The organism is uncultured Nocardioides sp., from assembly GCF_902805925.1.
Taxonomy (GTDB): domain Bacteria; phylum Actinomycetota; class Actinomycetes; order Propionibacteriales; family Nocardioidaceae; genus Nocardioides.
Map to the genome: position 1 here is coordinate 1 of NZ_CADCUP010000001.1, position 14,145 is coordinate 14,145.

Genomic DNA, 14,145 nt, shown 5'->3' on the forward strand with positions numbered 1-14,145 from the left:
GGTCGCACCCGCTGGTGCCGTGACCGCCCCGGCGAGGAGAGCGACGCCGCACGCGGCCAGCACGAGCCGCCGCACCGGTCCGCCGGACCGGGAGGCGTCGGTGCGACCCAGCCCCACCTCGAGCGCGGTCGCGGTGGTCACCAGCCACACCCAGGCTGCGGCGAGGGCCGCCACCACGGCGGTCCCCCGCACGAGCACCACGTCGAACGGGAGGCCGGCCCAGGAGCCGTGGAACGAGGCGACCACGTCGGCCCACACCAGGGCCAGGCCGAGCGCCACCACCATGGTGACGCCCGCCCAGACGGCCAGGCACCGGGTCCCCCGATTCATGCCGATCCCTTCGTTTGCTTCCGTTTGCCTCATTCAACGGCGCGTGGCGCCTCCCGTCAATCAACTGTGCACAGACGACGGCGCGCGCCGGGGATGCGACAGACTGGGCCCATGACGGGGGCGCGATGACCTGGGAGGAGCAGCTGTTCGCGCTCTTCGACGACCTCGAGGGCCAGGCCGAGGCGCTCTACGACGCCGAGCGCGAGGCCGAGGTGGCCGACCGTAGCCGCGCGGAGTACCAGCAGGTGACGCTCGCCAGCCGGCTGATGGCCTCGCTCGATCGCGAGATCGGGCTGGAGGTGACCGGCCTGGGCGCCGTCCGTGGGAGGCTGCACCGCGTCAGCGCGGAGTGGTGCCTGCTCGCCGCTCGCGCGCAGGAGTGGATCGTGCCGCTGGCCGCCATCTCGGTGGTGCGCGACGCCTCCCCGCGCTCAGTGCCCGAGGTGGCGTGGTCGCCGCTGACACGGCTGGGCCTGGGCTCGGCGCTGCGGCGTCTCGCCGAGGCCGAGGAGCGCTGCCTGGTGCACCTCGACGACGGCTCACGCCACGAGGGGCGCTTCACCCGGGTGGGCGCGGACTTCGCCGAGGCCGTGGGCGACCACGGCGGCACGCTGCTGGTCGCCTTCGCCCGGCTGGCGGCCGTGCAGAGCCGGACGTCCTGAGAGCGGCTACGTCGCCTCGACGTCGTAGGGCGGGATCTGGCCGTCAGCGAGCCGCGGGCTGCGGCGACGGGCGTCCGCCTCGTCGCCCTCCTCCATCGCCTCGATGATGTGCTTGCGCACGATCGAGCGCGGGTCGAGGTCGCGCAGCTCGAGGTCGGCGAACTCCGGCCCCAGCTCGGTGCGCAACTCGTCGCGCGCGTTGTTGGCCAGGGAGCGGGCCTTGCGGAGCATCTGGCCCGCCTGCTGGGCAAGGCCGGGGAGCCGGTCGGGCCCGAAGACCAGGACGGCGATGAACGCGATCACCGCCATCTCGGGCAGTCCGACTCCGAACATGGCTCAGAACTTACTGGACGGGGTGAGGCCGAGCTGCATGCCGGCCAGGCCGCGTCCGCGACCCGACAGGGTTGCAGCGATCCTGGAGAGCTCCTGGGCGGCCGGTGCGGTGGGGTCGGAGTCGACGATCGGCTTGCCGGCGTCGCCGCCCTCGCGCAGCGAGATGTCGAGGGGGATCCCGCCGAGCACCGGCACGTCGTAGCCGAACCGCTGCGACAAGGTGGCCGCGACGCGGGCGCCACCGCCGGAGCCGAAGACCTCGAGGCGGTGCTCGACACCGTCGGCGGTGCAGTGCGGGCAGGGCAGGTAGCTCATGTTCTCCACGACGCCGATGACGCGCTGGTGCATCATCGAGGCCATCGTGCCGGCCCGCTCGGCCACCTCGGCGGCCGCCTCCTGCGGTGTCGTGACGACGAGGACCTCGGCGCCGGGCAGGTGCTGGCCCAGGGAGATGGCGATGTCGCCGGTGCCGGGAGGGAGGTCCAGCAGCAGGACGTCGAGGTCGCCCCAGTAGACGTCGGCCAGCATCTGCACGAGCGCACGGTCGAGCATCGGCCCGCGCCACGCCACGACCTGGTCGCGGCGGGGCTTGAGCATGCCGATGGAGATCACGGACACGCCCGACGAGGTCGGCACGGGCATGATCAGGTCGTCGACCTGGGTGGGCCGGGAGTCGGCCACCCCGAGCATCGCCGGCACGGAGTGGCCGTAGATGTCGGCGTCCACGACGCCCACCTTGAGACCCTGCTTGGCCAGCGCCAGGGCGAGGTTGACTGTCACCGACGACTTGCCCACACCGCCCTTGCCGCTGGCGACGGCGTAGACCTTGGTCAGCGACCCGGGCTGGGAGAAGGGGATCTCGCGCTGTGCCTGGCCGCCGCGCAGCTGCTCGCCGAGGCCGGCTCGCTGCTCGGCCGACATGACGCCGAGGTCGACCTGCACGCGGGAGACGCCCTCGAGGCGACCGACCGCGGCGGTGACGTCGCGGGTGATGGTCTCCTTCATCGGGCAGCCCGCGACCGTCAGCAGCACGGTCACCGCCACGACGCCGTCGGAGGAGATGCCGACCGACTCCACCATGCCTAGGTCGGTGATCGGGCGCTTGATCTCGGGATCGTTCACGGTGGCCAGGGCGGCTTGGACCTGCTCGACGGAGGGAGAGCTCATAATGCCCCAGCGTAGTCGGCGATCCGCGGGCAGCCACACCGCGACCGCTCAGGCCTCTGTGACCTGCGACTCAGGACCCGACGCGGGCCCGGTCTCGGTGCGCGCCCGCTCGTCGAGGTCCTGCAGCAGCGAGCGGAGCTCGGAGCGCATGAAGTCGCGGGTGGCCACCTCGCCGACCGACATCCGCAGGGAGGCGACCTCGCGGGCGAGGAACTCCATGTCGGCGTGCGCCCGGGCGTTGGCCTGCCGGTCCCGCTCGTTGATGATCTTGTCGCGCGTCTCCTGCCGGTTCTGGGCGAGCAGGATCAGCGGCGCGGCGTAGGAGGCCTGGAGGCTGAGCATCAGGGTCAGGAAGATGAACGGGTAGTCGTCCCAGCGCAGCCCGGCCGGCGCCAGGAGGTTCCAGGCGACCCAGACCAGGACGAACAGGGTCATGTACATCAAGAACCGCGCCGTGCCCATGAACCGGGCGAACTGCTCGGCGAAGACCCCGAAGGCGTCGGAGTCGTAGCTCGGCCGCCGCACCAGCGAGCGGCGCGCCTCCCGGGGGGTGTCCAGGCGGGGGCGGTGGGCGCGGGACTCGCTCATGCGCGACCGCCGATCGGCCCGGGACGGACGGCGTCGTCGCGCCAGTTCGCCGGGAGCATGTGGTCGAGCAGGTCGTCGACGGTGACCGCGCCGAGCAGCCTGCCCTCCTCGTCGACCACCGGCGCCGCCACCAGGTTGTACGTGGCGAGGTGGGCGGCCACCTGGTCGATGCCGGCCTCGGGGTGCAGCGGGTCCATCGACTCGTCGAGCGCCGCCGCCACCAGGGTGGAGGGCGGCTCGCGCAGCAGTCGCTGGATGTGGGCGGCGCCGAGCAGCCGGCCCGTCGGCGTCTCGAGCGGCTGCCGGCACACGTAGACCAGCGCCGCGAGCGCGGGCGTCAGCTCGGGGTTCCGCACCTGCGCCAGGGCATCGGCGACCGTGGCCTGCGGGTCCAGGATCACCGGCTCGGGGGTCATCATGGCGCCGGCCGTGTGCTCGGCGTACGACATCAGGCGGCGCACGTCGTCGGCGTCCGCGGGCTGCATCAGGGCGAGCAGGGTCGCGGCCGTGTCGGGCGGCAGGTCGGCGATCAGGTCGGCGGCGTCGTCGGCCGACATCTCCTCGAGCACGTCGGCGGCGCGCTCGGAGTCCAGGTGCTCCAGGATCTGGACCTGGTCCTCGTCGGGGAGCTCCTCCAGCACGTCGGCCAGCCGCTCGTCGTCGAGCGCCGCGATGACCGCCGCGCGCCGCTCGGCGGGGAGGTCGTGGATCATGTGCGCGGCGTCGGCGGGCCGCATCTCGTTCATGGCCGCGATCAGCTGGGTGGCGCCCTGCGTCTCCTCGCGCCGGGTCAGGCCGTCGACGTCGCGCCACTCCGCGACGTGCGTCTGGCCCTTGCGCCGGAACCCCTTGGCCGGCTCGGCGACCGCGACCCGGCTGACGACCCAGTCGCGGTTGCGCGCCTGCTCCATCGCGACGTCGTAGACCGTGCCCGAGACGCCGGACGGCTGGATGGTCACCGAGCGGTCGAGCATCTGCGCCATCACCAGCGTCTCGGTGGATCGCTGCTCGAAGCGCCGCATGTTGAGCAACCCGGTGATCGACACCTGACCGGCGTCGATGAAGGTCACCCGGGTCATCGGCACGAAGATGCGTCGCCGGCCGAAGACCTCCGCGACCAGGCCGAGCACGCGGGGCTGGTTGGCCTCCGACCGCAGGGCGACCACGACGTCGCGCACCTTCGCCACCTGGTCACCCTGGGGGTCGAAGATCGGCAGGCCGACGAGCCTGGCGACGTAGACGCGGGTGGGGGTGGTGCTCACCGGGCAAACCTACCGGCCGCCGGGCACCGCGAGGGGCAGTGCTCTCAGCGTTGCGCGGAGGAGTAGAACTCCCGGGCGCAGGTCTCGCCCGCGCAGTCGCGCTGCTCCTTGGTCAGGCGGCGCAGCTCGCGCAGCTGGCCGGCGAAGCGCGGGTCGTCGGCGACGCTGCTGAGCTCCCACGGGTCGAGGTCGCGGTTGTAGAGCTCCTCGCGGCGACCGGGGGTCCGGACGTAGGTCCAGGGCCCCGCCCAGACGCCGTCGTACAGCGGCTTGGTCCCGCCCTTGACCTTGTAGCCCTCGATCGGCACGACGCGGGTGTCGGCCCCCGTCCTGAGGTACGGCGTGACGTCGACGCCGTCCTGCGGGCGACCGGGGGTCGCCCCGGCCAACGACGCGAAGGTCGTCGCGATGTCGGCGTTGGTCACCGGTGTCGGCACCGTGCCGCCGGGCGGCAGCCCGGGTCCGCGGATGACCACGGGGATGCGGAGGATGGGGGAGAAGTGCCAGAGCTTGCCGGTGAGGTTGTGCTCTCCGGAGGCGTAGCCGTTGTCGCCGGTGAAGACCACCCAGGTGTTCTCGAGCTGACCGGTCTCGCGCAGCGCGTCGACGGTGTCGGCGATGGCCTGGTCGACCGACTGCAGCGCCTCGAGGCGCTGCTGGTAGGCCTCGCGCAGCAGCGCGCGGTCGCGCTCGTCCCAGCGGGCCCAGGTCACCCTGGCCACCGCCTTGTCGGACGTCTCGTCCTCGAACATGTCGGGGGTGGCGGGCAGGTCCTGGTCGCTGAAGGTGTTCTCGTGCTCGGGGGCCGGCACGGTCGTCTTGAGGCGCCTGTCGCTGTCGGGGTCGGTCCGCAGCGGATCGTCGTCCTGCTGCGGGTGGCCGGTGTGCGGCGCCACGTAGTTGACCCACATGTACCAGGGCCGGTCCCTGCGCGCCGGGTCCCTCACCTGCTCGATGGACAGGTCGCGCAGCAGGTCGGTGGAGTACTGCTCGCGCTCGCTCACCACACCGTTGTCGTTGATCTCAGGCTTGGCGAAGTTGTACGTCGAGGGGTCGACGGTGGCCTGCCAGTCGGTCCACCCCGGGGGGACGTAGGTCTGGTCGTCCTCCCCGTAGCCGTTGAGGTACTTGCCGACGAACATCGTGTCGTAGCCGGCCTCCTGCAGCCAGACCGGCAGCGTGTCCTCGTCGGCGAACGCCTCGAAGCCGCCGCCCTCGCCCTCGATGGTCAGCGCCTGGTGGTTGTGGGCGTACTGGCCGGTGATCAGCGAGGCGCGGGCCGGGACGCAGATCGGCGTCGGGGCCAGGCCGTTGGCGACCGTCACGCCCCGGTCGGCGACGTACCGCTGCAGCTTCGGCATGAAGGCGATGTCGCCGGGTGCCGCGTCGTCGGCGGTGACGAGGAGCAGGTTGGGCCGCCTCCCGCCCGGCTCGAGCGGTCGCGGCGCCACCGGTGACGACGGCAGCACGGTGTCGCGCGGACCGGGGTCGGCCACCGGCGCAGCCGAGGTCGGCACCTGCCGCTTCGGCTTGGCCCGGGGCGCCGCGTCGTCGGAGGTACAGCCGGCGGCACTGGTCGCCAGGACGGCCAGCGCGGTGACGGCGACCAGCCGGCGCCGGCCGGGGCGTTGCGAGCGGCGCCGCATGCGGACACCTCACTGTGTCGGGGACTGTGTCGGGGTGGGTCGGCTCCCGATCCTAGACGCCGGTGGCGGAGGCCCTGGTGCTAGGTTCGCCTTCGTTGACGAGCCCTTGGAGAGTGGATCGAGGCAGCAAGTGACCCGTCGCGTGATCCTTCACGTGGGTGCGATGAAGACCGGCACGAGCTTCGTCCAGTCCGTGCTGGCCACCCACCGCGAAGCACTCGCCGACGTGGGCGTCAGCTACCCCGCGGGCAGTCCGCAGGCGGTGCTCGACCTCCTCCGGCTCCCCAAGCAGCCGCGGCAGCACCGGGAGCGGTGGCAGGCGCTCGCCGCCGAGGGCGCGCAGGACGGCCGCGACCTCCTGGTCTCCATGGAGTTCCTCAGCTTCGCCCAGGACCGCCACGTCGCCGCCGCGCTGGAGCCCTTCGCCGGCGACCGCATCGAGGTCGTCGTGTCCGTGCGTGACCAGCTCGGCGCCATCCCCGCGCAGTGGCAGACCTACTGCCGCAACCTCGGCACGGAGGGGTGGCCGGACTACCTCCGCTCGATCCAGCCCACGTTCCTGGGCCGCGCGCGCAAGACCCGCGCGTTCCGGACCTTCAACCGGGCGCAGCAGATCCCCGCCTTCGTACGCCGCTGGGAGGAGGCGCCCGGTGTGGCCGGCGTGCACGTGGTGACGGTGCCCCCGTCGGGCTCGCCGCCCTCGCTGCTGTGGGACCGCTTCGCAGCGGCCGCCGGCCTGCCTCCCGTCGAGGTCGACCTCTCCGTGGTGGAGTCGAACCCGTCGCTGGGCTACGGCTCCTGCGACTTCCTGCGCCGGGCCAACACCCACCTCTCGGTGGTGCAGTCCAAGCCCTACCGCCGCGGCGTGCGCCGCCTCGCCCGCGGCGCTCTGGTCGGTCGACGCGGCGAGGAGTCCAAGCCGGTCCTCGACCGGGGCGGGGTCAGGCTGGGGCTCTCGATCAACCGCGAGGTCAGCTCCTTCCTCTCCCAGCGCGGCTACCCGGTGTTCGGCGACCTCGCCGACATCCGGCTCGAGGCGGACCCTGACGACGCGCCCGACCGGGCGGCGGAGGTGGACGACTCCGAGACGCGCGGCGCCGTGCTCGCCGCCCGTGCGTGGCTGGCCGACCGGGTGGAGGGGGTCCCGACGACGGCGCCGGAGTCCCTCGACGAGCTCGTCCGCGAGACGTCGCTGCTGCTGGCCCGGCTCAACGGGTGGGCCGACGTCGCCGCAAGGGCCGAGACGACCGGTGCGGGGGTGCGCTGATGGTGGCCACCATGCAGGACGTGCGCGTCGACGACGACGGCATCCGCTTCAGCTCCCACGACGACGTGGTCGTCGACGTCACCTTCGACGGCCGCCGCGTCTGGTCCTTCTGGCTGCAGCGCGACACCGCCGGCCGTGGCGGTGACCGGGAGATCGCCTGGCCGCAGCCGCTGCGCCGCTTCCTCGACGGCGCCACCCGGCTCGCCCTGGTCGACCACGTCGCCGACGCCGAGCTGTACGCCGCGGAGGTCGCCCTCGGCGGCGGCACCGGCCGGATCGCCGTCCAGGACAGGAAGGGCCGGCCGCTGGGCCTCGACAAGTCCAACCGCCTCTCCCGGCTGTTCGAGAGCCGCGACAGCGACCAGGTCGCGCCGCTCATGGACGCCATCGACACCGTCCTGCATGCGCTCGACAAGGCCGGCATCGAGGGCTTCGTCGCCTACGGCACGCTGCTGGGCGCCTACCGCGACGGCCGGCTGATCGGCCACGACTCCGACGCCGACCTCGGCTACGTCAGCCGGCACTCCCACCCGGTCGACGTCATGCTCGAGTCCTTCGCGCTGCAGCGGACGCTGGTCGAGATGGGCTTCGTGGTCACCCGCTACAGCGGCATCGCGGTCAAGGTGCACGTCCCCGAGGCCGACGGCAGCATCCGCGGGCTCGACGTCTTCGGCGGCTTCATGCGTGACGGCATGCTGTACCTGATGGGCGAGGTGGGCGCGCCGTTCGAGGAGTCCTGGATCTTCCCGCGCGGCACCGTCGAGCTCGAGGGCCGGACCTTCGCCGCACCGGCGCACCCCGACCGGCTGCTGGCCGCGATGTACGGCGAGGGCTGGCGAGTGCCCGACCCGGCGTACGAGTTCACGACCCCCGACTCCACGCGGCTGCGCCTCAACGGCTGGTTCCGCGGCATCCGCGTCGGCCAGGGCCGCGGCATGGGCACCCGTGAGCTCACGCCCGACGAACCCAGCGGGTTCGTGCAGTGGGTGCACGGCCGGTGCGACGCCTCGGTCGGCACCGTCGTCGACGTCGGCTGCGGCTACGGCACCGACGTGGTGTGGCTGGGCCGGCAGGGCCGCTCCGCGTGGGGGATGGACGCCCACTACAAGTCCTACGTGCGGATGCGGAGGCTCGCCGAGGCGGAGGACCTGCCCGTGCGGTTCCGCTGGGTCAACCTGACCGAGCAGCGCTCCGTGCTCGACGCCGCGGCCGACCTGAGCCGCCTCCCGGGTCCCCGGGTGCTGACCGCCCGGCACGTCCTGGACACCCTCGACCGCGCCGGGCGCGACAACGTGCTGCGGGTGGCCCGCGTGCTCGCCCGCGGCGGCGGCGCCTTCTTCTGCCAGGTGCAGGTCACGCCCGACCGGAACCCCGAGAGCCACGGCCAGGTCTCGCCCCTCGACCTCGACGACCTGCTGCAGGTCATCGCCGCGCACGGGGGCGACGCGGCGCACGTGGAGACCCTGAACGAGACCGACGCGGCCGGTGCCGCGAACATCGCCCGACTGATGGTCACCTGGAAGTGAGAGCCATGCCCGCCCCCCCGAAGTTCCTCACCGACCGCCTCGCCGCCCGACGCAGCCTGCGCTCGCGGGTCAGCGCCCTGGAGGAGGCCGTGCAGGAGAACCGGCAGCTCAACCTGCGGATCGCCGAGCTGACCGACGCCATGATGGAGCTCGTCGTGCCGCTCTCCGAGCGCGACGAGAGCAAGGTGCAGGCCGTGGTCGACCGCTACCGAGAAAGCCTGGGCGGTCCCCGCTGATGGCACGACGGGTCCTCGTCCACCTCGGGCTGCCCAAGACCGGCACCACCTACCTCCAGGCTGCGCTGTGGTCCAACAAGGACCGGCTGCGCAAGGCGGGCGTGCTGCTGCCCGGTGCCCGGCACCGCCGCCACCTGCTCGCGTCCCTCGACATCCGCGAGGACCCTCGCCTGGCCCGCCGCACGGGCGACATCGCCCACCCGTGGCAGGACCTCGTCGACGAGAGCCGGGACTTCCCTGGCGACGTCCTCATCAGCCACGAGTTCTTCGGGGCCGCCGCGCCCCGGCACGTACGGCGGATGGTCGACTCCTTCCCCGACCGCGAGCTGCACGCCGTCGTCACGGCGCGGCCGCTGACCGACCTCGTCGCCTCGCGCTGGCAGGAGTGGATCAAGAACGGCGGCGCGCTGCCCATCGACGAGTGGCCGGCCCGCAGGACCTACGACCCGGCCAACGAGTGGGGCTGGGGCTCCTTCGACCTGCACGACATCCTCCAGCGCTGGGAGCAGGTCGTGCCCCGCGAGCGCATCCACGTCCTGCCGGTCGACACCAGCGCCGACCCCGTCGAGCTGTGGCGACGGTTCTGCGGCGTGCTGGGCGTCGACGCGGACGAGTTCTCCGCACCCGCCGACGTGGTGAACGCCTCCCTCGGCGTCGTGGAGGTCGAGCTGCTGCGCCGCGTCACCCCGCACCTCACCGACTTCCTCAGCGCCAGCGACCGCGGCCGGTGGGTGCGCGGCTACCTCGCCGAGGGCGGGGTGCTCCCCGAGTCGGGCGAGAGGTTCAGGGTCGGACGTGAGGCCTACGAGAACCACCACGTCGGGCGCGCCCGGGCGGCCGTCGACCTGGTGGCCGAGGGGGGCTTCGACGTGCGGGGCGACGCCTCGCTGCTCGAGCCCCGGCCGCTGCCGGACCACCGGCACCCCGGCGAGGTCACCGACGCCGAGCTGGTGGAGTCCGCGGCCCAGACGATCGCCGCCATGCTGGAGGACGTCCGCACCATCTCGCGGGAACGCGACGAGCTGCGTCGACGTCTCGTCGAGGAGGAGTCGATGGAGGCCCGCGCGCGCGGCTTCGTCGATGAGGAGCAGCAGGGATCCTGGGTTAGGCTCTCGCGTTCGTTGGACCGATTTCGGAGGCATGGGGAATGAAGTTCCGGGGGATCACCCTGCTCGTCGTGGCGCTGCTGCTGACGACGCTCACCGCGTTCTCGACGCCTGCGCAGGCGGGGCGCAACTACACGCCGCGTGACGGCGGCTACTTCAACCACCCGCGCGAGTCCAAGCGCGAGGAGACCCGCATCGAGCGGACCATCCTGAAGACGATCAACCACGCCAAGCGCGGCTCCCGCATCCGGATCTCGCTGTTCTCCTTCGACCGCCAGCGGATGGCGCAGGCGCTGGTGCGCGCCAAGAAGCGCGGCGTCCGGGTGCAGGTCCTGCTCAACAACCACCAGTTCACGCCGGCGCAGAGGATCCTCAAGCAGGGCCTGGGAGGCAAGCGCCGCAAGAAGAGCTTCTCCTACGAGTGCCACTTCGGCTGCCGCCACTTCCAGCTCGGCGAGAACCTCCACACCAAGATGTTCCTCTTCTCCGAGCTGAAGAGCGGTGCCACGAACATCGTCTTCACGGGCTCGCTGAACCTCACCGAGAACTCCGTGGTCAACCAGTGGAACGACATGCTGTCGCGGCCCAACGACCCGGCCCTGATGGCCGGCATGGACGAGCTGTGGCGGGAGATGCGCCGTGACAAGCGCGCCAAGGAGCCCTACTTCGTGCGGCAGGCAGGGGAGTTCCACCTCCAGGCCACGCCGTTCCCCAACCCCACCAGCACGACCGATCCCGAGATGGCGATCCTCAACCAGATCGACTGCGTGACGCCGCCGGCTGCCGGCTTCGGGCACAACGGGCGCACGGTGGTGCGGGTCTCCATGCACTCCTGGGCCGACGCGCGCGGGGTGTATCTCGCCAAGAAGATGCGCGACCTGTACGCCGCGGGGTGCGACGTCCAGGTGATGTACGGCATGGCGGGCGTCGCGGTGCGCAAGGCGCTCGCCACCCGCACGCCCCGTGGCTACCTGCCCGTCCACGTCGACGGCTACGACACCGACTACGACGGTGAGATCGACCTCTACAGCCACCAGAAGTACCTCGCCGTGTCCGGCACCTACGAGGGCAACCCGGCCAACGGCGGCGTCTGGACCGGCTCCAGCAACTGGAACTTCGGCGGCCTGCGGGGCGACGAGATGATCATCCGCCTGCCCTACCGGTACTACGGCCAGTGGCTCCAGAACTTCGAGTACATCTGGAAGCACGGGTCGCACCTGGCCCGCTTCATCCCCTACCTGGTGCCGGGCACGTCCGGGCGCATGGTGGTGCAGGACACCGAGCCCGTCGACCAGCCCAACCTGAGGAAGGGCGAGGCCTGGGAGGACGACTGATCCTCCCCGGATCAGCAGCCGCCGGGTGACCCAGGTCACGGTGCCGGTGCCGTACCGCTGGGTAGCGTGACAGGTCCGCCCGCCGCCCCACAGTGAGGACACGTCATGGGCCGTCTGTGCCAGACCGAGGGCCTCTCCGAGGACCAGACCGAGATCCTCAAGGCGGTCCGGCAGTTCGTCGACACCCGGATCATCCCGGTGGCGACCGAGCTCGAGCACGCCGACGAGTACCCCCAGGAGATCGTCGACGGCCTCAAGGAGCTCGGCATCTTCGGGCTGATGATCCCCGAGGAGCACGACGGGCTCGGGGAGTCGCTGCTGACCTACGCCCTGTGCGTGGAGGAGATCGCGCGCGGCTGGATGAGCGTCTCCGGCATCATCAACACCCACTTCATCGTCGCCTACCTGCTGATGCAGCACGGCACGCCCGAGCAGAAGCAGAAGTACCTGCCCCGCATGGCCTCCGGGGAGGTGCGCGGCTCGTTCTCGATGTCCGAGCCGGGGCTCGGCTCCGACGTCTCCGCCATCAAGACCCGCGCGAAGCGGACCGACTCCATCGATGGGGGAGGCTACGAGATCACCGGCCGCAAGACGTGGCTGACCAACGGCGGCACCTCCAACCTCGTGGCGGTGCTGGTCCGCACCGACGACGACGCCGAGGAGGGCACCTCGGTGCACCAGCGGATGTCGACCTTCCTGGTGGAGAAGGAGCCGGGCTTCGGCGAGACCGCCCAGGGCGTCACCATCCCCGGCAAGATCGAGAAGATGGGCTACAAGGGCGTCGACACCACCGAGGCGGTCTTCGAGGGCCACCGGATCTCCGCCGACCAGGTCCTCGGCGGGAAGCCCGGCAGGGGCTTCTACCAGATGATGGACGGCGTCGAGGTCGGCCGCGTCAACGTCGCCGCCCGCGCCTGCGGCATCGCCCACCGCGCCTTCGAGCTCGGCATCGCCTACGCCCAGCAGCGCGAGACCTTCGGCAAGCCCATCGCCCAGCACCAGGCGATCCTCTTCCGGCTCGCCGAGATGGCGACCAAGGTCGAGACCGCCCACGCGATGATGGTCCGCGCCGCCCGCCTCAAGGACAAGGGCCGGCGCAACGACGTCGAGGCCGGCATGGCCAAGTACCTCGCGGCGGAGTACTGCAAGGAGGTCGTCGAGGACTCCTTCCGCATCCACGGCGGCTACGGCTACTCCAAGGAGTACGAGATCGAGCGCCTCTACCGCGAGGCCGCCTTTCTGCTCATCGGCGAGGGCACCGCCGACATCCAGAAGATGATCATCGGGCGCCGCCTGCTCGAGGACTACAAGCTCCGCTGAGGCGTCGCACGCAGACGCGGGGCGCTCCGGTCGTGGCCGAATGTGCAGCCCCGGACCGGTCCAGAGGTTAGACTCCCCCCACCGCTCGGTGATCGGCTGCTGCGGCGACCTGGATCCCAGCCCTGTAGGAGGCAACCCCGTGCGGCCATCTCGGTACGCCCACTCCGACGCACTGCGTGCAGGCGCCGTGGCGGTCGTCGTCGCCGTGATCCTCGCTGCGCTGACCCTCGACCTCGATGGCTCGCCCCGCTCGGAGCCCGCCCCGCGGGCCGAGGCCGGAGCGGCGCCGGTGGAGGCCGAGGTCGAGATCGAGGTCGTGGAGGAGCAGGTCGAGCAGGTCGCCGCGCGCGCACGCCCCCGGAAGACCAAGCCCAAGTCGGCCAAGCAGCAGGTCGTCGAGCGCGCGAGGGCGGTCAAGAAGCTCGCCCGGGTCGCCCAGAAGAAGGCCGACTACCGCGAGGACCTGCTGGTGAAGCTGGGCCGCGTGCCCGTCGGCGCCACCGCACCGACCAGCGTGCGCATCAGCTCCTTCAACATCCTGGGTGCCGGCCACACCGCCCCGGGTGGCAACCGTCCCGGCTGGGCCGGCGCCGTGACCCGCATGCAGTGGCAGCTGAGCCTGCTCCAGCTGCACGACGTCGACGTCGTGGGCTTCCAGGAGTTCCAGCCGCCGCAGTACGCCTCCTTCATGGCCTCCGCCGGATCCCAGTACGGCGTCTACCCGGGCCCCGCGCTCGGCCCCGCCGCGATGGCCAACTCGATCGCCTGGCGCCTCGACAAGTGGGAGCTGGTCTCCTCCACCGGGATCGACATCCCCTACTTCGGCGGCAACCCGATCAAGATGCCGCTCGTGCTGCTGAAGAACAGGCAGAGCGGCCGCCAGATCTACTTCGCCAACTTCCACAACCCCGCCGACGCCCACGGCCCGGCCCAGGGCTTCCGCAACCAGGCGACCCAGATCCAGGTCAAGATGGTCAACGACCTGCGCGCGACCACCGGTCTCCCGGTCTTCATCACCGGTGACATGAACGACCGCGAGGAGTACTTCTGCCCGATGACCACCCTGGCCTCCATGAAGGCGGCCAACGGTGGCGGCAGTGGTCCCGGTGCCTGCGCCATGCCGCCCAAGCCGTGGCAGGTCGACTGGATCTTCGGCTCGCCGGAGGTGACGTTCAGCAACTACGTCGCCGACCGCAGCCCGCTCGTGGCCCGCAGCACCGACCACCCGATGATCGTGGCCGACGCCACCGTCGCCGCAGCGGTCGGCACCGGCGACTGCTACCCCGTCCGCAAGGGCACCGGATGGGTCCCCTGTCCCGGTGAGGGCACCCTGGGGCGCACCGACGGCAGCAGCACCCCCTGAGGAGG

The 14,145-nt window shown here is 71.8% G+C and carries 14 protein-coding genes; 8 read left to right on the plus strand and 6 right to left on the minus strand.

Annotation, left to right across the window (positions count from 1 at the left end):
* Window positions 1–330, minus strand: a 330-nt coding sequence (locus QZX64_RS00005; RefSeq protein WP_295655911.1) for a hypothetical protein, incomplete at its 3' end; no start/stop codon positions are given.
* A 125-nt stretch (window positions 331–455) separates the two neighbouring features.
* Here QZX64_RS00005 and QZX64_RS00010 point away from each other — a divergent pair.
* On the plus strand, window positions 456–992 hold the full coding sequence (locus tag QZX64_RS00010) for a hypothetical protein (protein WP_295655912.1): 537 nt from the start codon (window positions 456–458) through the stop codon (window positions 990–992).
* A gap of 6 nt (window positions 993–998) precedes the next feature.
* Here the strand turns inward: QZX64_RS00010 and QZX64_RS00015 are convergent, their stop codons facing one another.
* From QZX64_RS00015 to QZX64_RS00035, 5 genes are read right to left on the minus strand one after another with little or no spacing between them, the layout of a single operon-like run.
* On the minus strand, window positions 999–1,325 hold the full coding sequence (locus QZX64_RS00015) for a sec-independent translocase (RefSeq protein WP_295655914.1): 327 nt from the start codon (window positions 1,323–1,325) through the stop codon (window positions 999–1,001).
* Window positions 1,326–1,328: 3 nt separating this feature from the next.
* The gene (locus QZX64_RS00020) at window positions 1,329–2,492 is read right to left on the minus strand and encodes an Mrp/NBP35 family ATP-binding protein (RefSeq protein ID WP_295655916.1); all 1,164 of its coding nucleotides are present in this window, start codon (window positions 2,490–2,492) and stop codon (window positions 1,329–1,331) included.
* 48 nt (window positions 2,493–2,540) lie between these two features.
* The gene (locus tag QZX64_RS00025) at window positions 2,541–3,080 is read right to left on the minus strand and encodes a DUF1003 domain-containing protein (RefSeq protein ID WP_295655917.1); all 540 of its coding nucleotides are present in this window, start codon (window positions 3,078–3,080) and stop codon (window positions 2,541–2,543) included.
* Window positions 3,077–4,342, minus strand: a complete 1,266-nt coding sequence (locus QZX64_RS00030) for a magnesium transporter MgtE N-terminal domain-containing protein (protein ID WP_295655919.1) — start codon at window positions 4,340–4,342, stop codon at window positions 3,077–3,079. Before QZX64_RS00030 ends, QZX64_RS00025 begins: the two co-directional genes overlap by 4 nt.
* 44 nt (window positions 4,343–4,386) lie before the next feature.
* Window positions 4,387–5,988, minus strand: a complete 1,602-nt coding sequence (locus tag QZX64_RS00035) for a sulfatase (protein ID WP_295655921.1) — start codon at window positions 5,986–5,988, stop codon at window positions 4,387–4,389.
* 163 nt (window positions 5,989–6,151) lie between these two features.
* Here QZX64_RS00035 and QZX64_RS00040 point away from each other — a divergent pair, with 163 nt between their 5' ends.
* The 7 genes from QZX64_RS00040 to QZX64_RS00070 all read left to right on the plus strand — a co-directional run bounded on the left by QZX64_RS00040 (window position 6,152) and on the right by QZX64_RS00070 (window position 14,140).
* On the plus strand, window positions 6,152–7,255 hold the full coding sequence (locus tag QZX64_RS00040) for a hypothetical protein (protein ID WP_295655923.1): 1,104 nt from the start codon (window positions 6,152–6,154) through the stop codon (window positions 7,253–7,255).
* Complete coding sequence (locus QZX64_RS00045; protein ID WP_295655924.1) at window positions 7,255–8,781, plus strand: class I SAM-dependent methyltransferase; 1,527 nt, start codon at window positions 7,255–7,257, stop codon at window positions 8,779–8,781. The genes QZX64_RS00040 and QZX64_RS00045 overlap by 1 nt, the downstream gene beginning before the upstream one ends.
* Before the next feature lie 5 nt (window positions 8,782–8,786).
* A complete protein-coding gene (locus QZX64_RS00050) occupies window positions 8,787–9,017 on the plus strand; it encodes a DUF6752 domain-containing protein (protein WP_295655925.1) in 231 nt (76 codons plus the stop codon).
* On the plus strand, window positions 9,017–10,168 hold the full coding sequence (locus tag QZX64_RS00055; RefSeq protein WP_295655926.1) for a hypothetical protein: 1,152 nt from the start codon (window positions 9,017–9,019) through the stop codon (window positions 10,166–10,168). Before QZX64_RS00050 ends, QZX64_RS00055 begins: the two co-directional genes overlap by 1 nt.
* Window positions 10,165–11,457 carry a phospholipase D-like domain-containing protein gene (locus tag QZX64_RS00060; RefSeq protein ID WP_295655927.1) on the plus strand — a complete coding sequence of 431 codons (1,293 nt, stop codon included), beginning with the start codon at window positions 10,165–10,167 and terminating at the stop codon, window positions 11,455–11,457. Before QZX64_RS00055 ends, QZX64_RS00060 begins: the two co-directional genes overlap by 4 nt.
* Before the next feature lie 105 nt (window positions 11,458–11,562).
* Window positions 11,563–12,777 carry an acyl-CoA dehydrogenase family protein gene (locus tag QZX64_RS00065; protein ID WP_295655928.1) on the plus strand — a complete coding sequence of 405 codons (1,215 nt, stop codon included), beginning with the start codon at window positions 11,563–11,565 and terminating at the stop codon, window positions 12,775–12,777.
* A gap of 139 nt (window positions 12,778–12,916) precedes the next feature.
* Window positions 12,917–14,140, plus strand: a complete 1,224-nt coding sequence (locus QZX64_RS00070) for an endonuclease/exonuclease/phosphatase family protein (RefSeq protein ID WP_295655930.1) — start codon at window positions 12,917–12,919, stop codon at window positions 14,138–14,140.
* Window positions 14,141–14,145 lie beyond the last annotated feature (5 nt).

Coding starts and splice junctions, on each gene's coding strand:
- QZX64_RS00035 (WP_295655921.1), bottom strand. CDS start 5,988: ATGCGGCGCCGCTCGCAACGCCCCGGCCGGCGCCGGCTGGTCGCCGTC.
- QZX64_RS00040 (WP_295655923.1), top strand. CDS start 6,152: ATGAAGACCGGCACGAGCTTCGTCCAGTCCGTGCTGGCCACCCACCGC.
- QZX64_RS00025 (WP_295655917.1), bottom strand. CDS start 3,080: ATGAGCGAGTCCCGCGCCCACCGCCCCCGCCTGGACACCCCCCGGGAG.
- QZX64_RS00065 (WP_295655928.1), top strand. CDS start 11,563: ATGGGCCGTCTGTGCCAGACCGAGGGCCTCTCCGAGGACCAGACCGAG.
- QZX64_RS00050 (WP_295655925.1), top strand. CDS start 8,787: ATGCCCGCCCCCCCGAAGTTCCTCACCGACCGCCTCGCCGCCCGACGC.
- QZX64_RS00045 (WP_295655924.1), top strand. CDS start 7,255: ATGGTGGCCACCATGCAGGACGTGCGCGTCGACGACGACGGCATCCGC.
- QZX64_RS00060 (WP_295655927.1), top strand. CDS start 10,165: ATGAAGTTCCGGGGGATCACCCTGCTCGTCGTGGCGCTGCTGCTGACG.
- QZX64_RS00010 (WP_295655912.1), top strand. CDS start 456: ATGACCTGGGAGGAGCAGCTGTTCGCGCTCTTCGACGACCTCGAGGGC.
- QZX64_RS00015 (WP_295655914.1), bottom strand. CDS start 1,325: ATGTTCGGAGTCGGACTGCCCGAGATGGCGGTGATCGCGTTCATCGCC.
- QZX64_RS00020 (WP_295655916.1), bottom strand. CDS start 2,492: ATGAGCTCTCCCTCCGTCGAGCAGGTCCAAGCCGCCCTGGCCACCGTG.
- QZX64_RS00055 (WP_295655926.1), top strand. CDS start 9,017: ATGGCACGACGGGTCCTCGTCCACCTCGGGCTGCCCAAGACCGGCACC.